General features: G+C 72.0%; 13 protein-coding genes. 7 read left to right on the top strand and 6 right to left on the bottom strand.

Features of this window, described 5'->3' with window-relative positions; genetic code table 11:
* Positions 1-72 precede the first annotated feature (72 nt).
* Positions 73-735, top strand: a complete 663-nt coding sequence (locus BS75_RS08675) for an ANTAR domain-containing response regulator (RefSeq protein WP_034087798.1) — start codon at positions 73-75, stop codon at positions 733-735.
* A 62-nt stretch (positions 736-797) separates the two neighbouring features.
* Here the strand turns inward: BS75_RS08675 and BS75_RS08670 are convergent, their stop codons facing one another.
* Both BS75_RS08670 and BS75_RS08665 read right to left on the bottom strand, forming a co-directional pair.
* Positions 798-1,490, bottom strand: a complete 693-nt coding sequence (locus tag BS75_RS08670) for a hypothetical protein (RefSeq protein WP_034087797.1) — start codon at positions 1,488-1,490, stop codon at positions 798-800.
* Positions 1,491-1,631: 141 nt separating this feature from the next.
* Positions 1,632-2,096: a PaaI family thioesterase gene (locus BS75_RS08665; RefSeq protein WP_034087796.1), complete on the bottom strand. Its 465-nt coding sequence runs from the start codon at positions 2,094-2,096 to the stop codon at positions 1,632-1,634.
* 286 nt (positions 2,097-2,382) lie between these two features.
* Between BS75_RS08665 and polA the strand changes: the two genes are divergently transcribed.
* Positions 2,383-5,121 carry a DNA polymerase I gene (polA, locus tag BS75_RS08660; RefSeq protein WP_034087795.1) on the top strand — a complete coding sequence of 913 codons (2,739 nt, stop codon included), beginning with the start codon at positions 2,383-2,385 and terminating at the stop codon, positions 5,119-5,121.
* An 88-nt stretch (positions 5,122-5,209) separates the two neighbouring features.
* Here the strand turns inward: polA and BS75_RS08655 are convergent, their stop codons facing one another.
* A complete protein-coding gene (locus tag BS75_RS08655) occupies positions 5,210-6,064 on the bottom strand; it encodes a class I SAM-dependent methyltransferase (protein ID WP_034087794.1) in 855 nt (284 codons plus the stop codon).
* Positions 6,065-6,457: 393 nt separating this feature from the next.
* On the opposite strand from BS75_RS08655, the gene rpsA reads away from it, so the two are divergent.
* The 4 genes from rpsA to BS75_RS08635 all read left to right on the top strand — a co-directional run bounded on the left by rpsA (position 6,458) and on the right by BS75_RS08635 (position 12,688).
* Positions 6,458-7,972: a 30S ribosomal protein S1 gene (gene rpsA / locus BS75_RS08650; protein ID WP_034087793.1), complete on the top strand. Its 1,515-nt coding sequence runs from the start codon at positions 6,458-6,460 to the stop codon at positions 7,970-7,972.
* A 271-nt stretch (positions 7,973-8,243) separates the two neighbouring features.
* Complete coding sequence (locus BS75_RS51390) at positions 8,244-10,445, top strand: MMPL family transporter (protein ID WP_160312249.1); 2,202 nt, start codon at positions 8,244-8,246, stop codon at positions 10,443-10,445.
* A 9-nt stretch (positions 10,446-10,454) separates the two neighbouring features.
* A complete protein-coding gene (gene coaE / locus BS75_RS08640; RefSeq protein WP_034087792.1) occupies positions 10,455-11,054 on the top strand; it encodes a dephospho-CoA kinase in 600 nt (199 codons plus the stop codon).
* Between the two features lie 242 nt (positions 11,055-11,296).
* Complete coding sequence (locus BS75_RS08635) at positions 11,297-12,688, top strand: nucleobase:cation symporter-2 family protein (protein WP_042437669.1); 1,392 nt, start codon at positions 11,297-11,299, stop codon at positions 12,686-12,688.
* A 59-nt stretch (positions 12,689-12,747) separates the two neighbouring features.
* Here BS75_RS08635 and treZ read toward each other — a convergent pair whose 3' ends face one another.
* Positions 12,748-14,520 carry a malto-oligosyltrehalose trehalohydrolase gene (gene treZ / locus BS75_RS08630; protein WP_034087791.1) on the bottom strand — a complete coding sequence of 591 codons (1,773 nt, stop codon included), beginning with the start codon at positions 14,518-14,520 and terminating at the stop codon, positions 12,748-12,750.
* A gap of 171 nt (positions 14,521-14,691) precedes the next feature.
* Here treZ and BS75_RS08625 point away from each other — a divergent pair, with 171 nt between their 5' ends.
* Positions 14,692-16,461: a glycosyl hydrolase family 8 gene (locus BS75_RS08625; RefSeq protein ID WP_063771471.1), complete on the top strand. Its 1,770-nt coding sequence runs from the start codon at positions 14,692-14,694 to the stop codon at positions 16,459-16,461.
* A 17-nt stretch (positions 16,462-16,478) separates the two neighbouring features.
* Here the strand turns inward: BS75_RS08625 and treY are convergent, their stop codons facing one another.
* Entirely contained in the window at positions 16,479-18,839 is a 2,361-nt protein-coding gene (treY, locus tag BS75_RS08620; RefSeq protein ID WP_034087790.1) for a malto-oligosyltrehalose synthase, read from the bottom strand.
* 31 nt (positions 18,840-18,870) lie between these two features.
* Positions 18,871-21,123, bottom strand: coding sequence for a glycogen debranching protein GlgX (gene glgX, locus BS75_RS08615; protein ID WP_034087789.1), 2,253 nt, complete (start codon positions 21,121-21,123; stop codon positions 18,871-18,873).
* Positions 21,124-21,132: the final 9 nt, after the last annotated feature.

Genomic DNA, 21,132 nt, shown 5'->3' with positions numbered 1-21,132 from the left:
TATCCTGTTCCCCGTGCTTCGTGCAGCTGGGTAGGCTCGTGCACGCAACCCCCGCGTCCACCGAGGAGCCCCGTGACCGCCGCCGACGAGCAGCACGAGCAGCACGTCCCGCCGACGACGACCCGCGTGGTCATCGCCGAGGACGAGGCGCTGATCCGCCTCGACCTGAAGGAGATGCTGGAGGAAGAGGGCTACACCGTGGTCGGTGAGGCCGGGGACGGCGCCGAGGCGGTGAAGCTCGCCACCGAGCTGCGTCCCGACCTGGTGATCCTCGATGTGAAGATGCCCATCCTGGACGGACTCTCCGCCGCCGAGCAGATCCACGAGGCGCACATCGCGCCGACGCTGATGCTCACCGCCTTCTCGCAGCGCGAGCTGGTCGACCGGGCCCGGGACGCCGGGGCGATGGCCTACATCGTGAAGCCGTTCAACAAGAGCGACCTGGTGCCGGCCATCGAGATGGCGGTCTCCCGCTACAGCGAGATGCGCGCGCTGGAGGAGGAGATCGCCGACCTCAGCCTGCGGCTGGACACCCGCAAGCTCGTCGACCGGGCGAAGAGCGTGCTGCAGACCAAGTTCGGGCTGACCGAGCCGGCCGCGTTCCGCTGGATCCAGAAGACCTCGATGGACCGCCGGATGACCATGAAGGCCGTCGCCGAGGCGGTCATCGAGGAGGGCGCGGCCCAGGACGCCAAGAAGAAGGGCGTGGCTGCCGACGCGGACGCGGAGTCCTGACGGCTGCACCCCACGGCTCACGGCTCACGGCTCACGGGTCACGGGTCACGGCCCCGTCGCGCTCAGCGCGGCGGGGCCGCGCCGTGTCCGGGGCCGAGGACGCCGTCGCAGGCGGCCAGCAGCGCGTCGTGGAGGGCGTAGGCGTAGCTGGGGCCGAGGACTTCGCTCTGGGTCTGGACCCCGACCGCGTTGGCGACGGTGACGGTGACGTAGGGCAGTTGGTCCATCGCCGGGAGGCCGGCGCAGCTGCGGACGGTGGCCTGGAGCGCGACGTCCTGCACGGCCTGCGGGTACAGCGCGATGGGCGGGGCCGGCAGCAGCACGGTGGTGAGGGCGGCGTAGGGCTGGGAGATGGCGAGGACGGTCACCGGACGGGTGTCGGTGTCGGTGACGGTGAGTTCGATGGTGAACTGGTCGGCCTGTTGGGTGGTGGCGGCGGTGGTGCCGGCGAATTCGATGTCGGTGACCTGGGCCGGCCACGGCTGCGGCGCTGTGGTGCCGGAGCCGTCGGAGGGCGGGATGGACATCACCTCGACGACGAAGAGGGTGGCGGCGACCAGGCAGACCAGTGCTGTCCCGGTGCGGCGGCGCAGCGGGGGGATGGTGTGCCACCAGGCGCTGATGCGGCGTTCGGCGGCGGTGCGGCCGGATTCGTCGATGTAGGTGCTGGTGGGGGTGGGCGTGCTCGACTGTGCGGTGAGCTCGATGGGGCCTATGTGGCCGATGGGGTCGGGGGGTTCGGTGTTGCGGATCATCGCACCCCCTGGCGGGTCGTCGCGCCCCCCTGGGTGTGGGGTTCTGCTGGGGCGTGCGATGCCCGGTGCGGGCGCGGGACAAACCTCGCGCGCCCGCACCCGCTCCGATCACCTCGGTCGGGGTCGGGGCCCCGGTGGTGCTCAGGTGTCGCGGAGCATGCAGGTCAGGCGGCAGCTGGTGATCCGGCGGCCCTGGTCGTCGGTGATGGCGATCTCGTAGGTGGCGGCGGTCCGGCCGCGGAAGACGGCGGTGGCGACGCCGGTGACCAGGCCGGAGGTGGCGGAGCGGTGGTGGGTGGCGTTGAGGTCGACGCCGACCGCGTACCGGCCGGGGCCGGCGTGGAGCATGGCGCCGACGGAGCCGAGGGTCTCGGCGAGGGCGGCGGAGGCGCCGCCGTGGAGCAGGCCGTAGGGCTGCTGGTTGCCGGAGACGGGCATGGTGCCGACGACTCGTTCGGGGGATGCCTCGACCACCTGGATGCCCATGCGCTCGCCGAGTTCGCCGCCGGAGAAGACGCTGGGCTCGACGCCGAGGCGGGCGAAGTGGTCGATGACGTCCTGGGGGAGGTTGAGCTTCGGGTGGGGCGCTGACTGCTGCTCGGACATGCTGCTGTGCTCCCTGGCTTCGTCGTCGTGTCGCGTCGTCGTGTCGCGTCTTCGTGTCGCGTCTTCGTGTCGCGTTGGCGGTGCCGGCGGTGCCGGCGGTGGTGCTGGTGGTGGGGTCGGTCGGGTCGACCGGGGTGATCCCTGTGATCGTACGGCGCGGGTTCGGCGGGGTCGGTGTGGGGGAGCTCGGCTGTCGGTGGTGGGCCATAGGATTTCGTTCGGCAGGTGGGCTCGGCACGGATTGCGGTACGAGTTCCGGTACGAGGCGGCGGGAGCGGTGGCGGTTATGGCTGGTACGGGTAAGAGCGGCGCGGGGCGGCCTCGGCTGTTGCTGCTGGACGGCCATTCGATGGCCTATCGGGCGTTCTATGCGTTCCCGGCCGAGAACTTCGCCACGTCCACGGGTCAGCCGACCAATGCGGTGTACGGGTTCGCGTCGATGGTGGCGAACATCCTGCGGGACGAGTCCCCCTCGCACTTCGCGGTGGCGTTCGACGTGTCCAGGAAGACCTTCCGGGCGGGGATCTACCCGGAGTACAAGGCGACGCGTTCGGCTTCGCCGGAGGAGTTCCGGGGCCAGGTGGAGCTGGTGAGCGAGCTGCTCGACACGATGCGGGTGCCGCACCTGCGGCTGGCGGAGTTCGAGGCGGACGACATCATCGCGACGCTGGCGACGCGGGCGGCGGCCGAGGGCTTCGAGGTGCTGATCCTCACCGGCGACCGGGACGCGCTGCAGCTGGTGACGGAGGACGTGACGGTCCTCTACCCGACGAAGGGCGTGTCGGAGATGACGCGCTACACGCCGGAGAAGGTGTTCGAGAAGTACGGGGTGACGCCGGCCCAGTATCCGGACCTGGCGGCGCTGCGCGGTGACCCGTCGGACAACCTGCCCGGCATTCCCGGGGTGGGGGAGAAGACCGCGGCGAAGTGGATCTCCCAGTACGGCTCCTTCAGGGAGCTGGTGGAGCACGCCGACGAGGTGAAGGGCAAGATCGGCGAGAAGCTCCGGGCCGGTCTGGACGGGGTGAAGCTGAACCGTGAGCTGACGGAGCTGGTCCGGGACGTCGAGCTGCCGCTGGGGGTGGAGGAGCTGGCGCGCCGGCCGTACGACCGGGAGGCGGCGGTGGTGCTGCTGGACGCGCTGGAGTTCCGGAACCAGGCGCTGCGGGACCGCCTGTTCGCGGTGGACCCGGGGACCGGTGACGCGATCGGTGAGACGCCGGCGCCGCCGACCGGGGGTGTCGAGATCGAGGGTGAACTGCTGTCGGCGGAGGGCGCGTTGGCGGCCTGGCTGGCGGAGCACGGTTCGGGCGCCGGGCGGACCGGGTTGATGGGCGACTACCAGTGGGCCCGTGGTGAGGGCCGGGTGTCGGCGGTCGCGCTGGCGGTCGAGGGCGGTCCGGCGGCGTGGGTCGATCCGGCGTCGCTGGCGGAGGTCGACGAGGTCGCGTTCGCGGGCTGGCTGGCGGATCCGGAGCGGCCGAAGGCGCTGCACATCGCCAAGCAGGTGCAGCGGGCGTTCGCGGAGCACGGCTGGGTGATCGACGGGGTGGTGGCGGACACCGCGCTGGCGGCGTACCTGGAGAAGCCGGGGCGGCGGACCTTCGGTCTCGATGTGCTGGCGGAGGAGTACCTGGGTCGGCAGTTGGACGCGTCGACGGCGGTGGACAGCGGGCAGTTGGCGTTCGGTGAGGACGCCCAGGACGAGGCCCTGGCGGCGGCGCAGGCGCTGATGGTGCAGGCGCGGACGGTGCTGGACCTGTCCGAGGTCTTCGACGAGCGGCTGGCCAAGGACGGCGCGCTGGAGCTGCTGCGTGAGCTGGAGCTGCCGATCGCGGCGCTGCTGGCGCGGATGGAGCGGTCGGGGATCGCGGCGGATCTGGAGTGGTTGACGCAGCTGGAGGTCCAGTTCGGCGCGGCGGTGCAGCAGGCGGTGAAGGAGGCGCACACGGCGGTGGGCCGGGACTTCAACCTGGGGTCGCCGAAGCAGTTGCAGGAGGTCCTCTTCGGCGAGCTGGCGCTGCCGAAGACGAAGAAGATCAAGACGGGTTACACCACCGACGCGGACGCGCTGACCTGGCTGGCGACGCAGACCGATCACGAGCTGCCGGTGATCCTGCTGCGGCACCGGGACCAGACGCGGCTGCGGACGACGGTCGAGGGCCTGATCAAGACGGTCGCGGCGGACGGCCGGATCCATACGACGTTCAATCAGATGGTGGCGGCGACGGGCCGGTTGTCGTCCACGGACCCGAATCTGCAGAACATTCCGGTGCGGACGGAGGAGGGCCGGATGATCCGCCGGGCCTTCGTGGTCGGTCCGGGGTTCGAGTCGCTGCTGACGGCGGACTACAGCCAGATCGAGTTGCGGATCATGGCGCACCTGTCGGAGGACGAGGCGCTGCTGGCGGCGTTCGCGAGCGGTGAGGACCTGCACACGACGGTCGGTTCGCAGGTCTTCGGGGTGACGCCGGGCGAGGTCGACGCGGAGATGCGCCGCAAGATCAAGGCGATGTCGTACGGCCTGGCGTACGGGTTGTCGGCGTTCGGCCTGTCGGGGCAGCTGGGCATCGAGGCGGGCGAGGCCCGCCGGCTGATGGACACCTACTTCGAGCGGTTCGGCGGGGTGCGGGACTACCTGCGCCGGGTGGTGGACGAGGCCCGGGTGACCGGCTACACGGAGACGGTGCTGGGTCGGCGCCGTTATCTGCCGGACCTGACCAGTGACAACCGGCAGCGTCGGGAGATGGCGGAGCGGATGGCGCTGAACGCGCCGATCCAGGGTTCGGCGGCGGACATCGTGAAGATCGCGATGCTGCGGGTGGACGGGGCGCTGACGGCCGAGGGGCTGGAGTCGCGGATGCTGCTCCAGGTCCATGACGAAGTGGTGCTGGAGGTCGCGCCGGGTGAGCGCGAGCGGGTGGAGGAGCTGGTCCGCCGGGAGATGGCGGGGGCGTATCCGCTGCGGGCGCCGCTGGACGTCTCGGTGGGTGTGGGCCTGAACTGGGAGGTCGCCGCGCACTGACCCGCCGGGCGCCGACGGCTGCGGCGGCCCGCCGAAGGGGCCGCCGTGCGGCGGGGCTGCTGTGCGGCGGGGCCGCCGTGCAGTGGGGTCAGTCGCGGACGGCGACGAAGATCGCGGTACCGGGTAGGTGGCGCCCGCGCAGCGGGCTCCAGCCGCCCCATTCCTGGGTGAGCCCCTCGGGCCACTCGGGTTCGACGAGGTCGGTCAGCCGGAAGCCGGCGGCGTCGAGTTCGCGGATCCGGTCGCCGAGGGTGCGGTGGTGCTCCACGTAGACGGCACGGCCCTGCTCGTCCTCCTCGACGTAGGGGGTGCGGTCGAAGTAGGAGGAGAGCGCGGTGAGTCCCTCGGGTCCGGGTTCGTCGGGGAAGGCCCAGCGGATCGGGTGGGTGACCGAGAAGACCCAGCGTCCGCCGGGCCGGAGGACCCGGTGGACCTCGCGCATCAGCCGTGCGGTGTCGGCGGCGAAGGGCACGGCTCCGTAGGCGGAGCAGGCGTCGTCGAAGCTGCCGTCGGCGAAGGGCAGGACGGTGGCGTCGGCCTGGACCAGGGGGACCGGGGTGCGGTCGAGGTCCTGGTCGATCCGGAGGCTGTGCTGGAGCTGCCGGTGGGAGAGGTCGAGGGCGACCGGGAGGGCGCCCTGCTCGGCGAGCCAGCGGGAGCACTGGGCGGCGCCGGCGCCGATCTCCAGGATGCGTCGGCCGCGCAACCGGGCGGGATCGCCGAGGAGCCCGGCGTCGGCCTCGTCGAGTCCTTCGGGGCACCAGGTGAAGCGGGTGTCGCCGAGGAAGGGGCCGTGTTCGTCCTGGTACTCGTCGGCGTTGCGGTCCCACCAGTGGCGGTTGGCGTGGCTGCTCTCGGTGGTGCCGGCGTCGCGGCGGACCGCGTCGGCGTCGTCGTCGGCGGTGTCGTCGATGGGCTCGGGGGCCGTGGTGTGCTCGTTCATCTCGCGGGTAGCGTAACCTTGGCTGAGTAGCGTCGGAGGCGGCCGTTGAGGTCGGTTTCTGCATGTCGGCCGTGTGGCGTCTTGTCCCGTTTGAACCGGTTGGTTGCGGTTGGTAGGGGGCTCTCCCGCACTGCGGCATCAGGCATTGACCGTGCATGGCTGTCCCCGTATGCTACAAGTTGCGCTGCGGGCCTGCGCGCCTCGGACGGAGCAGGTCGCGCTCGCATCTGTTGAAGACCCCACAGACATTTACCCGGGGTATCGACTTTCCAGAGCTGATCCGGAAAGCGGCGATACACCGGATGAGGCCTGTCTGGTCCTTGGTGGAGCGATCACGGGTCCCCGGCGTAGTAGTACCTACGACTTCATGTCCGTACCGGAGCCCTTTTCCTAATGACGACCAGCAGCATCGAGGCCCGCACCACCCCGCAGGTGGCGGTCAACGACATCGGCGACGCAGAGGCGTTCCTCGCGGCGATCGACGAGACCATCAAGTACTTCAACGATGGCGACATCGTCGACGGCATCATCGTCAAGGTCGACCGTGACGAGGTTCTCCTCGACATCGGTTACAAGACCGAGGGCGTCATCCCGTCCCGCGAGCTGTCCATCAAGCACGACGTCGACCCGCACGACGTGGTCAAGGTCGGTGACAGCATCGAGGCCCTGGTTCTCCAGAAGGAGGACAAGGAGGGTCGTCTCATCCTGTCCAAGAAGCGTGCTCAGTACGAGCGCGCCTGGGGCACGATCGAGAAGATCAAGGAAGAGGACGGCATCGTCACCGGTACCGTCATCGAGGTCGTCAAGGGTGGTCTCATCCTCGACATCGGCCTCCGTGGCTTCCTGCCGGCCTCGCTGGTCGAGATGCGTCGTGTCCGCGACCTCCAGCCCTACGTGGGCAAGGAGCTCGAGGCCAAGATCATCGAGCTGGACAAGAACCGCAACAACGTGGTCCTGTCCCGCCGTGCCTGGCTGGAGCAGACCCAGAGCGAGGTCCGCCAGACCTTCCTCACCACCCTCCAGAAGGGCCAGGTGCGCTCCGGCGTCGTCTCCTCCATCGTCAACTTCGGTGCCTTCGTGGACCTGGGTGGCGTCGACGGCCTGGTGCACGTCTCCGAGCTGTCCTGGAAGCACATCGACCACCCGTCCGAGGTCGTCGAGGTCGGCCAGGAGGTCACCGTCGAGGTTCTCGACGTTGACATGGACCGCGAGCGCGTCTCCCTGTCGCTGAAGGCGACCCAGGAGGACCCGTGGCAGCAGTTCGCCCGGACGCACCAGATCGGCCAGGTCGTCCCCGGCAAGGTCACCAAGCTGGTTCCGTTCGGTGCGTTCGTCCGCGTGGACGAGGGCATCGAGGGTCTGGTCCACATCTCCGAGCTGGCCGAGCGCCACGTGGAGATCCCGGAGCAGGTCGTCCAGGTCGGCGACGAGATCTTCGTCAAGGTCATCGACATCGACCTCGAGCGTCGTCGCATCAGCCTCTCGCTGAAGCAGGCCAACGAGTCCCTCGGTGCCGACCCGGCCTCGGTCGAGTTCGACCCGACCCTGTACGGCATGGCTGCCTCGTACGACGACGCCGGCAACTACATCTACCCGGAGGGCTTCGACCCCGAGGCGAACGACTGGCTGCCCGGCTTCGAGAAGCAGCGTGAGGAGTGGGAGCGCCAGTACGCCGAGGCGCAGACCCGCTTCGAGCAGCACCAGGCCCAGGTCATCAAGAGCCGCGAGGCCGACGCCGAGGCTGCGGCCGCCGGTGAGGGCGCTGCTCCTGAGGCCGGTGCGGGTGCCGGTGCCGCCGCGCTGTCCGGTGGCTCGTACTCGTCCAGCAGCGAGGAGACCTCGGGCGCCCTGGCGACCGACGAGGCTCTCGCCGCGCTGCGCGAGAAGCTCGCGGGCGGCCAGAGCTGAGCGCTCACCGCGCTGAGTGACTGAGTCGGCGTCAGCTGGTGGTACGTGAAGGGCCCCTGTCCGGTTCGCCGGGCAGGGGCTCTTCCGCGTCCTCGCCGGCTCGGGATCGGCCTTTATTCCTGTCCGACATGGTCCGATATGAGATAGGCCATAGCGGGTTTAACTTCCGAAACGTCGGTATTCGGGCGAGGGTGGCTTGCAACCCGTCCCCCGGCTGCAAGGTACGTCGATGACTGCACCGTCCACCCGCTGCGGCGGTCCCTTTGCCGCTGTGGGGCGATTCAGTTACCGGCACCGGCGGTGGGTGCTGGCGTTGTGGGCGCTGCTGCTGGCGGTGGGCCTGCTGTTCGGGACCCGGGTGTTCTCGGCCGCCGCGCCGGCGGCGAGTGCGGCCGGCTCGGAGTCGGCGGCGGGGGCGGCGATCCTGGCCTCGGCGGGTTCCTCGGCGGGCAGTGTCACCGCGCTGGTCGACGGTCCTGCGGTGTCCGCCCCGGCGGTGCGGGCGGCGGTCACGGCCGCCGCGGTGGACCTGGCCCGGATGCCCGGGGTGGGTTCGGTCGCCGACGCCTACACGGGGCCGGACGCCGCGGCGCTGGTCTCCGCGGACGGGCACGCGAGCCTGGTGCAGGTCTCGCTCACCAACGGCAGCAGTCGGACGCTGGACGCGGTCTCGGCGCGGCTGCAGGGGATCGCGGCGGCGGCGCCGGGGGCGAGCGTGAAGCTCGGCGGGGAGCAGGTGCTGACCCAGCAGGTGCAGCAGCAGACCAAGCAGGACACCGAGCTGGGCGAGTTCATCACGCTGCCGGTGACGCTGCTGGTGATGGTGCTGATCTTCGGCGGGTTCGTCGCGGCCGGGCTGCCGTTGATCGGGGCGGTCGCCTCGATCGGCGGGGCGTTCCTGGCGATCCTCGGGTTCACCAAGATCATGCCGATCGACACCAGCGTGCTGCCGATCGCGACCGTGCTGGGCCTGGGCCTGTCGATCGACTACGCGCTGCTGATGGTGAACCGGTTCCGGGAGGAGCGCAGCCACGGCGCCGGGGTGGCCGAGGCGGTGGAGCGGACCAGTGCGACGGCGGGGCGGACGATCGCCTTCTCGGCGCTGACGGTCGCCGCCGCGCTGTCGGGGCTGTTCGTGTTCGTCAGCCCGATCTTCCGGGCGGTGGGGGCGGCCGGGGTGAGCGTGGTGGTGATCACGCTGCTGTCGGGGCTGACGCTGGTGCCGGCGCTGCTGGGGTTCGCCGGGGCGCGGATCAAGGCGCCGCTGCAGCCGGCCTCGGACGACGGGGTGTTCGCGCGGACGGTGCGCCGGGTGCAGCGGCGTCCGCTGCCGGTGGCGCTGGGCGTGGCGGGGGTGCTGCTGGCGCTGGCGGCGCCGTTCGCGTTCGCGCACCCGCAGAGCGCCGACGCGGACGTGCTGCCGCAGTCCTTCAGCAGCCGGGCGGTGGCGGACGCGGTGCAGACCCGGTTCCCGCAGGAGCGGCAGTCGGCGGTGACGGTGGTGGTCGACGGTACGGCGCAGCAGGCGGCGGACTATGCGGCGCAGGTGCGGACACTGCCCGGAGTGAGCGGCGCGGCGGTGCAGAGCACCACGGCGCCGGTGACGGTCGGAGTGGACGTGCAGGGCGGGACGGAGGGGGCGACGGCGCAGCGGGTGGTGTCGGAGCTGCGGGCGGACCGGGGCGGGTTGACCACGTATGTGACGGGTGACGCGGCGACGGTGCTGGACTTCAAGCACGAGGTGGCGACCCGGGGTCCGTGGGCGCTGGGGCTGGTGGCGGCGGCGACGTTCGTGCTGCTGTTCCTGATGACGGGTTCGGTGGTGGTGCCGTTGAAGGCGCTGGCGATGAACATGCTGTCGCTGGGGGCGTCGCTGGGGGTGCTGACCCTGGTGTTCCAGTTCGGCTGGTTCTCCGGGCTGCTGGGGTTCTCGCCGACGGGCGGTCTTGAGGCGTGGATCCCGGTGCTGGTGTTCGCCTTCGCGTTCGGCCTGTCGATGGACTACGAGGTGTTCCTGCTGTCGCGGATCAAGGAGTTGCACGAGCACGGGCAGCCGTGTCGGCGGGCGGTGGAGCTGGGGGTGCAGCGGAGCGGTCGGATCATCACCTCGGCCGGGCTGCTGATGGTGGTGGTGTTCGCGGGCTTCTCGGCGGGCGACATGCTGGACATCAAGGAGATCGGGCTGGCGCTGGCGGTGGCGATCTTCGTGGATGCGACGCTGGTGCGGATGCTGCTGGTGCCGGCCACGATGACCTTGTTCGGGGACCGGAACTGGTGGGCGCCGGCCTGGCTGCGGCGGCTGCACGCGCGGGTGGGGCTGCGGGAGAACCAGACGCTGCCGCCGCTGGCGGTGGCGGCGGCCCTGCCGGGGCAGCGGGGCGCCGGGGACGAGGCCGGGGCCGGGGCCGGGGCCGGGGCCGGGGCCGGGGCGGTGGCGGAGGCCGAGCCGGTGGCGGCCGGGGTCGGCGGCTAGGCTGCGGCCATGCTGAAGGTCGGGTTGACGGGTGGTATCGGTGCCGGCAAGAGCGAGGTCTCGCGGCTGCTGGCCTCGTACGGTGCGGTGGTGGTGGACGCGGATCTGATCGCGCGGGAGGTGGTGGCGCCGGGGACGCCGGGGCTGGCGGCGGTGGTCGCGGAGTTCGGTCCGGAGGTGCTGCTGCCGGACGGTGCGCTGGACCGTCCCCGGCTGGGCGGGATCGTGTTCGCGGACCCGGCGCGGCTGGCGGCGTTGAACGCGATCGTGCATCCGCTGGTGGGGCGGCGCTCGGCGGAGCTGGAGGAGGCGGCCGGGCCGGGGGACGTGGTGCTGCACGATGTGCCGCTGCTGGCGGAGAACGGGCTGGCCGGGCTGTACGACCTGGTGGTGGTGGTCGACGCGGCGGACGCGACCCGGCTGGACCGGTTGGTGCGGCTGCGGGGGATGGCGGAGGGCGAGGCGCGGGCGCGGATGGCGGCGCAGTCCTCGCGGGAGGACCGGCTGGCGGTGGCCGACCTGGTGATCGACAACGACGGCCCGCTGGAGCGGTTGGAGCCTCAGGTCCGGGCGCTGTGGGGGCGGTTGCTGGCGAAGGCCGGGGCCTGAACCGCAGGCGGAGCCTTGTAGGAACGAACAAACTGATAAACAATCTGTTGACGCTCCGGCTGGATGGTCCTACGTTTCCAGCAAGCGAAAACGAATTCCCGAGTCGCGGAACCAAGCTGGTTCCGCGGCTTCCCGGATCGCCGTCCGGCTGAGCTCTCCCCTGCCCGCAGGCCGTCCCCTGCCTCCAGGTCGCACCACGTCCCCCGCCCCGGTGACCGCACCGCACTCCTGGAGGTACCCGCGTGGATACCGCACGCCCGAATCCGGCCCCGGCCGCGATCCACCCCGTGGACGAGCTGCTCCCCGCCCCCAAGCTCCTCGCCTACGGACTGCAGCACATCGCCGCGATGTACGCCGGAGTGGTGGCCCCGCCACTGATCGTCGGCGCGGCCTGCGGGCTCAGCAGCACCGAGCTCACCGTCCTGATCGGCGCGGCGCTGCTCACCTCCGGGCTGGCGACGCTGCTGCAGACCCTCGGTATCTGGAAGATCGGCTCGCGGCTGCCGTTCGTCAACGGCATCTCCTTCGCCGGAGTGGCCCCGATGGTGGCCGTCGCCAGGACCGCGCACCCGGGCCACGCCCTGCCCGAGATCTACGGCGGCGTCCTGGTCGCCGGGGTCGCGGCGTTCTTCGCCGCTCCCTACTTCGGCAAGCTCAACCGCTTCTTCCCGCCCGTGGTCAGCGGCACCGTGATCACCCTGATCGGGCTGTCGCTGTTCCCGGTCGCCGCCAACTGGGCCGAGGGCGGCGACTCGACCGCCAGGAGCTTCGGTTCGGTGACCAATATCGGGCTGGCCGGTTTCACCCTGGTCGTGGTGCTTCTGCTGAATCGTTTCCTCAGGGGCTTCATGCAGACCGTCGCCATCCTGCTGGGGCTGCTGGTCGGCACCGTCGCGGCCGTCCCGCTCGGCCGGACCGACTTCGGGCAGCTGTCCCACGTGCCGGCCTTCGCGCTGCCCTCGCCCTTCCACTTCGGCGCGCCGCAGTTCCAGGTCGCGGCGATCATCTCGATGCTGATCGTGATGCTGGTGACGATGACCGAGAGCACCGCCGACATGCTGGCGCTGGGCGAGATCGTCGAGCGGCCGGCCGACGAGGCGACCATCGCCGCCGGACTGCGCGCCGACGGAGCGGCCTCGGCGGTCGCGGCCCTGCTGAACGGGTTCACCGCCACCGCGTTCGCGCAGAACATCGGCCTGGTGGCGCTCACCAACGTCCGCAGCCGGTTCGTGGTCGCCGCGAGCGGCGTGATCCTGGTCCTGCTCGGGCTGTTCCCGGTGGCCGGGGCGATCGTCAACGTGGTGCCGCAGCCGGTGCTCGGCGGCGCGGGCCTGGCGCTCTTCGGCACGGTCGCCGCCAGCGGCATCCGCACCCTGACCCGCGCCCGGCTGCAGGAGAACGGCAATCTGCTGATCGTCGCGGTCTCCATCGGCTTCGGGGTGCTGCCGATCGCCGCGCCCGACTTCTACGCCGCCTTCCCGCAGGCCGTGCAGACGGTGATGACCTCGGGGATCAGCGCCGGCTGCCTGGTGGCCGTGGTGCTGAACCTGCTGTTCAACCACGTCGGCCGGGCCCGGCCGACGCCGGCCCGGGCCGGCTCCGGGCAGGAGCGGGAGCTGCCGGTCGCGGTCTGAGCCCGAGTCCGAGCCGGCGTCAGTGGCCGGACCCGTCCCGCAACCGTGGACGGGTTCGGTCACTGCGCCGTGCGGACCACCGCGGCCGAGGCGGGCGGGAGGGTGAGCGCGTCCCGGTGCGGGACCGGCGTCCCGTAGGCGGCGAGGAGGTCGGTGAACGTGCCGCCGAGCGGCACCGTGCGGGGCTCGGGGGAGAGGTTGACCGCGGTGCGGCAGTGGCCGCGGTGGAGCACCAGCCAGCGCTCGGACTCGTCGAACTCGACGTCGACGGCGGCCAGGTCGGGGTCGGCGAGGGCCGGGTGCGCCCGGCGCAGCGCCAGCAGTGCGCGGTACCAGGCGAGCAGGGAGGCGTGCGGCTCCCGGGCGGACTCGGTCCAGTCGAGCTTGGAGCCGAGGAAGGTGGCGGGCTCCTGCGGGTCGGGGACGTCCTCGGGCTTCCAGCCGTGGGCGGCGAACTCGGCGCGGCGGCCGTTGCGGACGGCGTCGGCGAGGCCGGGGTCCTGGTGGTCGGTGAAGTACTGCCAGGGGGTGCGGGCGCCCCACTCCTCGCCCATGAACAGCATCGGGGTGAACGGTGAGGTGAGCACCAGGGCGGCGCCGGCGGCGAGCAGGCCGGGGGCGAGTCCGGCCGCGAGCCGGTCGCCCTGGGCGCGGTTGCCGATCTGGTCGTGGGTCTGCAGGTAGCCGAGCAGCCGGTGGCCGGGGGTGCGCCGGGGGTCGAGCGGGCGGCCGTGGCGCCGCTGCCGGAAGCTGGACCAGCTGCCGTCGTGGAACCAGCCGTGGCGCAGGGTCTTGGCCAGGCCGGTGAGCGGCCGGACGGCGAAGTCGGCGTAGTAGCCCTGGCCCTCGCCGGTGAGCGCGGTGTGGAGGCAGTGGTGCAGGTCGTCGCTCCACTGGGCGGTGAGGCCGAGCCCGCCGTCGTGCCGGGGGGTGGTGTGCCGGGGGTCGTTGAGGTCGGACTCGGCGATCAGGTGGAGGTGGCGTCCGGTGGCGGCGGCCAGGCCGTCGACGGCGGCGGCCAGTTCCTCCAGGAAGTGCAGGGCGCGGGTGTCGACCAGGGCGTGGACGGCGTCGAGCCGGAGCCCGTCGAGGCGGTAGTCGCGGAGCCAGGCGAGGGCGCTGCCGATGAGGTAGGCGCGGACCTCGTCGGAGCCGGGGGCGTCGAGGTTGACCGCGGAGCCCCAGGGGGTGTGGTGGGTGTCGGTGAAGTACGGGCCGAAGCGGGGGAGCAGGTTGCCGGAGGGGCCGAGGTGGTTGTGGACCACGTCGAGGCTGACCCGCAGTCCGTGCCGGTGCGCGGCGTCGACGAAGCGCTTGAGGCCGTCGGGGCCGCCGTAGGGTTCGTGGACGGCCCAGGGGGCGACGCCGTCGTAGCCCCAGCCGTGGGCGCCGGCCCAGGTGCAGACCGGCATCAGCGAGACCGTGTCGACGCCGAGGTCGACCAGGTGGGGCAGCCGGGCGGCGGCGGCGTCGAAGGTGCCCTCGGGGGTGAAGGTGCCGATGTGGAGTTCGTAGAGGACGCTCCCGGGCAGCGGGGCTCCCGGGGCGGGCGCGGTCCACTCGAAGGCTTCGTGGTCCACGAGTTGGGCGGGGCCCTCGGGTCCGTCCGGGAGCCGGGCCGCACGCGGGTCGGGCAGCAGCACCGGGTCGCCGTCGAGCCGGTAGCCGTAGCGGGAGGCGCCGGGCCGGGCGGGCGCGGTGGTCTGCCACCAGCCGGGGCGCTCGGGGTCGCGGTGCATCGGGTGGCGGGCGCCGTCGAGGTCGAGCTCGACCGAGTGCGCCGCGGCCGGGGCCCAGAGCTCGAAAGAGTGGCTGGTGGGACGGGGTGGCATTAAGGACTCCCTTAAGTGTTCCTTGGCGGCTTGGACTTGACTTCGCGTCCGGTGCTGCTCTTTCTCTTGACCGCGTACGGGCCACGGGCTACCTTCTTCCGCATCTAGTAAGGAAACGTTCCTAACTAGAAATGCGGACTCCCCCGATCCCCCCACGTAGGAGCAGGGCTGATGCCCCGTCATACCCGTGCGATCCCCCACTTCCGGAAGTTGGTGGCCGCCGTCGCGGCCGTCGGCTGTATCGGTCTCGGCGTCACGGCGCTCGGCGGCGCGACCGCCTCGGCCGCCGCCACCCCCGCCTTCCCCTTCCCCACCCACGTCACCTACAAGGTCGGCGTGATGCCCTCGGCGCCGCAGGCCACCCGCGACGCGGCGGTGGAGAAGCAGTACGACTCCTGGAAGTCCACCTACCTCGTCCACGGCTGCGCCGGCAACGAGTACTACGTCTCCACCAAGGGCGACGACGACGCCACCAACGGCGGCACCGTCTCCGAGGCCCAGGGCTACGGCATGAACATCGTGCCGCTGATGGCCGGTTACGACCCCGACGCGCAGACCGAGTTCAACGGGCTGTGGCAACTGGTGCAGGACCACGAGGACAAGTGGGGCCTGATGCAGTGGCAGCTGGACGGGAAGACCTGCAAGTACTACAGCAGCGGCACCCCGGACGCGGCCACCGACGGCGACCTCGACATCGGCTACGGCCTGATCCTCGCCGACAAGCAGTGGGGCGGCTACACCGCCGCCGCCAAGAGCTGGCTGGCCAGCGTCTACGCCAACGACGTCGCCCCGGACGGCCACCTCAAGTGCGAGGACGACGGCCCCGACACCGACACCCGGCCGTCCGACATGATGCTCGACCACCTGCGGGCGTTCGCGGCCTACGACACCGCCCACGACTGGTCCAAGGTGGTCACCCGGACCGAGGCCGTGGTCAACGAGTTCACCGCGAAGTACTCGCCCGGCGCGGGCCTGCTCTCCGACTTCGTGGTCGATGCGGACACCACCGGCCCGCAGCCGGCCCCGGCCGACTACCAGGAGGACCAGCCGGACAACATCGTCGGCTACAACTCCATCCGGGTGCCCTGGCACATGGGCACGGACGCGCTGGAGAACGGCCCGACCGTCGCCGCCACCGCCTACAACACGGCCAAGCTGGAGTCGGCCTGCCTGAAGTCGCTGTCCGGCGGCAAGCCGGCCGACGTCCAGCCGCACATCAAGCTGAACTGCGCCGACGACAACGTCAAGAACGACACCCAGGCCGAGGAGGCCGGGGACTCGGTCGGACCGTCGGCGATGGCCTCCGGCGACCAGGCCTGGACCGACGCCATCTGGGCGCAGCTGGCGACCAACCCCTTCGGCGACACCTACTACGGCGAGACCATCAAGATGCTGGTCTACATCGTCATGGCCGGTGACTACTGGAACCCGGCCGCGCTGCCCGGCGGCGCGACCGGCAGCCCGAGCGCCAGTGCCTCGGCCAGTGCCAGTGCCTCGGCGTCCGCCAGTGCCAGCGCCAGTGCGAGCCCCAGCTCCTCCGCGACCGGCCCGGCCGGCGGCAGGAGCTACGAGGCCGAGTCGGCGACGCTGGCCAACGGCGCCGACGTCACCAGCTGCTCCGCCTGCTCCGGCGGCCAGAAGGTGAGCGCGGTCGGCGGCAGCGCCAACGGCTCGGTGACCTTCACCGGGATCGGCGAACCCGCCGCCGGCAGCTACCAGCTGACGGTCCACTACCTGAGCGTGGGCAAGGCCAAGCCGGCGACGGTCACCGTCGACGGCGTCGCGCAGACGGCGACCTTCCCCGAGACCGACGCCAGCAGTTACAGCGTGGTCGGCAGCTACACGCTGACCGTCACCCTCAAGGCCGGCAGCGCCAACACGGTCGCGATCTCCGCGAGCGGCACCGCCTCCGCGCCCGACCTGGACCGGATCGTGGTCTGACCCCGTCCGACGCACCCTCAGGACCCCTCCGGCCCGGCGGACCCCCCGCCGGGCCGGAGGCTGTCCCGGACCAGCAGCGCCACCGGCAGCGCGGCCAGCAGGTCGGCCAGGGCGACCGCGTCCCGCAGGCCCGCGCGCCCGGTCAGCAGCTCGGTCCAGCTCCCGGACGGCAGCCGCAGGGCCGAGCGGCCCCAGCCGCCGCGCCGGGCCAGCCCGTGCGGCAGCCGGGTGGCGGCGGCCAGTACATCCGGGCCGCGCCGGAACGCGACCAGGTGCCGGTCGGCCGGGACCGGGGTGTAGCCGGCCGCGAAGCTCCCCGGCAGCCGCCGGCGCAGCCGCAGCGCGACGGTGGTGACGTGCAGCTTCTCGGCGGCGGTGGTCCCCGGCACCGGGACGGTGGCGAAGTCCACGATCCGGCGGTTGTCCGGGTCGACCAGGGTGTGCAGCGGCAGCTCGCTGCCCTGGTAGAGGTCGGGGACGCCGGGCATGGTCAGGTGCAGCAGGGTCCCGGACAGGGTGTTGACGCGCTCCCAGGGCGCCAGCCCGGCGACCAGGGCGTCCAGCCGGGCGCGGATCTCCGGGCTCTCCGGCACGGCCCGCGCCGTCCGCTCGACGGCCTGTTCGAACCGCTGGTCGGGCTCGGTCCAGCTGGTGCGCTGCTTGGCCTCGCGGACCGACTTCAGCACGGCGGCGCTCAGCCGGTCGCCGTCGATCGGCCAGGCCGCGAGCGCGGTCTGCCACAGCAGGTAGCCGGTGGCCGGGTCCGGCGGCGGGTCGGGGAGCAGCGCGGTCAGCGCCGCCAGCTCGGTCCGCCACAGCTCGGGCAGCTCGGCCAGGACGGCCAGCCGGGCACGGGCGTCGGCGCTGCGCTTGGTGTCGTGGGTGGACAGCGCGGTCATCGCGTGCGGCCAGTCGCGCTGCATCCGCTCGCAGTAGGCGTGGAACTCCTCCGGGGCCAGGCCCGGGCGGGCCGGGTCGCCGCCGACCTCGTTCAGCGACAGCAGCGGGAAGCGCCGGTAGAAGGCGGTGTCCTCGACCCCCTTGGCGGCGACGGCGGAGGCGGTCTGGGCGAAGCGGGTCCGGAACTCGTCCCGGGCCGGGCCCCGGCCCAGCCGTCCCAGTGCGAGGTCGAGCAGCGGTCCTTCGGCGGCGTCGGCCAGTGCGGCGGCGTCGGCGGGGCGGTCCTGCTCGCCGGGGACGGGGTAGGGGCGGTAGACCGGGTAGGCGGCCAGCGCGGCGGCGACCGCCCCGCGCAGCGGCGGCTCGCCGTCCGGCGCGGTGCCGTTCAGGGCCGAGGCCGCGACCCGGGTGAGCCGGTTGACCTCGGCGGCCAGCTCGCCCTCCGGGGCGACCATCTCCGCCCGGCCGTCCAGGGCGAAGGCGTCGGCCCCCGGGACCGCCTCCGGGCCCGGCAGCCCCAGGTGCTCGGCGTAGACGGCGGTCAGCGCGGCCACGCCCGCACCGTCGGTGAGCACGCCGTCGATCCGGCGCAGCGCGTCGTAGCCGGTGGTGCCCGCGCAGGCCCAGTCCTCCGGCAGCCGCTCCTCGCCGGTGAGGATCTTCTCCACCACCACGTAGGCGCCGCCGGTCTCGGCGGCGAGCCGGCGCAGGTAGCCGCGCGGGTCGGCCAGCCCGTCGGGGTGGTCGACCCGGAGCCCGTCGACGATTCCCTCCGCGTGCAGCCGCAGCAGCAGGGCGTGGGTGGCGGCGAAGACCTCCTCGTGCTCTACCCGGAGGCCGACCAGGTCGGAGACGGTGAAGAAGCGCCGGTAGTTCAGCTCGGTGCGGGCGGTGCGCCACCAGGCGAGCCGGTACCACTGGGCGTCGAGCAGGGCGGGCAGCGGCAGCTGCTCGGTACCGGGACGCAGCGGCAGCACATGGTCGTAGTAGTGCAGCAGCGGCGGGTCGGCCTCGCGGTCCACGGTGATCCGGGACAGCTCCTCGGCCGGCGGCGCGCCGAGGACGGGCAGCAGCAGCCGTCCGTCCTGGGCGGCCCAGTCGACGTCGAACCAGCGGGCGCTGGGCGAGTCGGGGCCCGAGCGGAGCAGCTCCCACCAGGCCCGGTTGAGGTGGGCCGGGACCGGGGCGGCCATGTGGTTCGGCACCGTGTCGACGATCAGGTGCAGGCCGTGGCCGTGGGCGGTGGCGGCGAGGGCGCGCAGCCCGGCCTCGCCGCCGAGCTGCTCGCTGATCCGGCCGTGGTCGGTGACGTCGTAGCCGTGGGTGGAGCCGGGGACCGCCTGGAGCACGGGGGAGAGGTGGAGGTGGGACACGCCGAGCCGGGCGAGGTGCGGGACGGCCTGCCCGGCCTCGGCGAAGCCGAAGCCGGGCTGGAGCTGGAGCCGGTAGCTGGCGGTGGGGACGGCGGTCTCGGTCATGTGGGACGTGTACCCACCAGTGGCTCCGGTATCACGCCGGCCGCTGCAGGACCATCATCGAGCGGTCGGTCAGGTGGAGCGTGTCGCCGGCCCTGACCTTGGCGCCGGTCCCCGGGGCGATGGCCCAGGGCTGGGCGGTGTCGACGACCACCTGCCACTCGCGGCCGTGGTTGACCGGGACGGTGAAGTCCAGGCCGGACGCCCCGGCGTTGAACAGCAGCAGGAAGGAGTCGTCGGTGATCCGTTCGCCGCGCGGGTCGGGCTCGGAGATGGCGTAGCCGTTGAGGAAGACGGTGAGCGACTTGGCGTAGGACACCCGCCAGTCCTCGTCGGTCATCTCCTCGCCGGCGGCGGTGAACCAGGCGATGTCGGTGAGGTCGTCGTGGGTGCCGGAGACCGGGCGGCCGTGGAAGAAGCGGCGGCGCCGGAAGACCGGGTGGTCCCGGCGGAGCCAGACCATGTGCCGGGTGAAGGCGAGCAGCTGTGCGGCGGCCTCGTCCTCGGGTCCGGCGGGGGCGGCGGAGCCGGAGGCTGCGGCCGGGTCGTCGGTCGGCTCCTCCCCGGTCGGTCCGTCGCCGGTCGGGCCGTCCTCCGGGAGCTCGCCGCTGCGGTCGTCGACGACCGGCGGGGCCGCGCTGGCGGGCCAGTGCAGCCAGGCGATCTCGTTGTCCTGGCAGTAGGCGTTGTTGTTGCCGCCCTGGGTGCGGCCGAACTCGTCGCCGTGGGAGAGCATCGGGACGCCCTGGGAGAGCAGCAGGGTGGCGATGAAGTTGCGCTGCTGGCGGGCGCGGAGCTCCAGCACGCCGGGGTCGTCGGTCCCGCCCTCGGCGCCGCAGTTCCAGGAGCGGTTGAAGCTCTCGCCGTCGCGGTTGTCCTCGTGGTTGTCCTCGTTGTGCTTGTCGTTGTAGGAGACCAGGTCGCGCAGGGTGAAGCCGTCGTGGCAGGTGACGAAGTTGATGGAGGCGATGGGGCGGCGGCCGTCGTCCTGGTAGAGGTCGGAGGAGCCGGTCAGCCGGGAGCCGAACTCGGCGAGGGCGGCGTTCTCGCCGCGCCACAGGTCACGGACGGTGTCGCGGTACTGGCCGTTCCACTCGGTCCACAGCGGCGGGAAGTTGCCGACCTGGTAGCCGCCCTCGCCGACGTCCCAGGGCTCGGCGATCAGCTTGGCCTGGGAGACCACCGGGTCCTGCTGGACCAGGTCGAAGAAGGAGGAGAGCCGGTCGACGTCGTGGAACTGCCGGGCGAGGGTGGCCGCGAGGTCGAAGCGGAAGCCGTCGACGTGCATCTCGGTGACCCAGTAGCGCAGCGAATCCATGATCATCTGAAGCACGTGCGGGCTGCGCATCAGCAGGCTGTTGCCGGTGCCGGTGGTGTCCTCGTAGTAGCGGCGGTCGTCCGCGAGCCGGTAGTAGGCGGAGTTGTCCAGGCCCCGGAAGGCCAGCGTCGGGCCCAGGTGGTTGCCCTCGGCGGTGTGGTTGTAGACCACGTCCAGGATCACCTCGATCCCGGCCGCGTGCAGCGCCTTCACCATCGACTTGAACTCCTGGACCTGCTGGCCCCGGTCGCCCTGGGAGGAGTACGCCCCGTGCGGGGCGAAGAAGCCGATGGTGTTGTAGCCCCAGTAGTTGGACAGGCCCAGGTCCACCAGCCGGTGGTCGTGGACGAACTGGTGCACCGGCATCAGCTCGATCGCGGTCACGCCCAGGTGCACCAGGTGGCTGATCACGGCCGGGTGCGCGATCCCGGCGTAGGTGCCCCGGATCTCCTCCGGGATGCCCGGGTGCAGGTAGGTCAGCCCCTTGACCTGGGCCTCGTAGATCACGGTGTTGTGGTACTCGGTGCGCGGCGGGCGGTCGTTGCCCCAGTCGAAGAAGGGGTTGACCACCACCGACGCCATCGTGTGCGGGGCCGAGTCCAGGTCGTTCCGGCGTCCGGGCTCCTGGAAGTAGTAGCCGTAGACGGACTCGTCCCAGTCGATCGAACCGCTCATCGCCTTGGCGTAGGGATCGAGCAGCAGCTTCGCCGCGTTGCAGCGGTCGCCGCTCTGCGGCTTGTAGGGTCCGTGCACCCGGAAGCCGTAGCGCTGCCCCGGCTGGATGCCCGGCAGGTAGGCGTGCCGGACGAAGGCGTCCTTCTCCCGCAGCTCGACCGAGGTCTCCGAGCCGTCGTCGCCGAGCAGGCACAGCTCTATCCGCTCGGCGGCCTCCGAGAACACGGCGAAGTTGGTCCCTGCCCCGTCGAACGTGGCGCCCAGGGGGTACGGATGTCCCGGCCAGACCTGCATCGTCCTCCA

It is taken from the genome of Streptacidiphilus albus JL83, assembly GCF_000744705.1.
GTDB lineage: Bacteria > Actinomycetota > Actinomycetes > Streptomycetales > Streptomycetaceae > Streptacidiphilus > Streptacidiphilus albus.
Note: the sequence above shows the minus strand (reverse complement) of the source record. Positions and strands in the feature narration are given on the sequence as shown.

Excerpts from the sequence above, each read along its gene's own strand:
- BS75_RS08670 (WP_034087797.1), bottom strand. The coding sequence starts at position 1,490 with ATGATCCGCAACACCGAACCCCCCGACCCCATCGGCCACATAGGCCCC.
- BS75_RS08665 (WP_034087796.1), bottom strand. The coding sequence starts at position 2,096 with ATGTCCGAGCAGCAGTCAGCGCCCCACCCGAAGCTCAACCTCCCCCAG.
- polA (WP_034087795.1), top strand. The coding sequence starts at position 2,383 with ATGGCTGGTACGGGTAAGAGCGGCGCGGGGCGGCCTCGGCTGTTGCTG.
- BS75_RS08655 (WP_034087794.1), bottom strand. The coding sequence starts at position 6,064 with ATGAACGAGCACACCACGGCCCCCGAGCCCATCGACGACACCGCCGAC.
- rpsA (WP_034087793.1), top strand. The coding sequence starts at position 6,458 with ATGACGACCAGCAGCATCGAGGCCCGCACCACCCCGCAGGTGGCGGTC.
- coaE (WP_034087792.1), top strand. The coding sequence starts at position 10,455 with ATGCTGAAGGTCGGGTTGACGGGTGGTATCGGTGCCGGCAAGAGCGAG.
- treZ (WP_034087791.1), bottom strand. The coding sequence starts at position 14,520 with ATGCCACCCCGTCCCACCAGCCACTCTTTCGAGCTCTGGGCCCCGGCC.
- BS75_RS08625 (WP_063771471.1), top strand. The coding sequence starts at position 14,692 with ATGCCCCGTCATACCCGTGCGATCCCCCACTTCCGGAAGTTGGTGGCC.
- treY (WP_034087790.1), bottom strand. The coding sequence starts at position 18,839 with ATGACCGAGACCGCCGTCCCCACCGCCAGCTACCGGCTCCAGCTCCAG.
- glgX (WP_034087789.1), bottom strand. The coding sequence starts at position 21,123 with ATGCAGGTCTGGCCGGGACATCCGTACCCCCTGGGCGCCACGTTCGAC.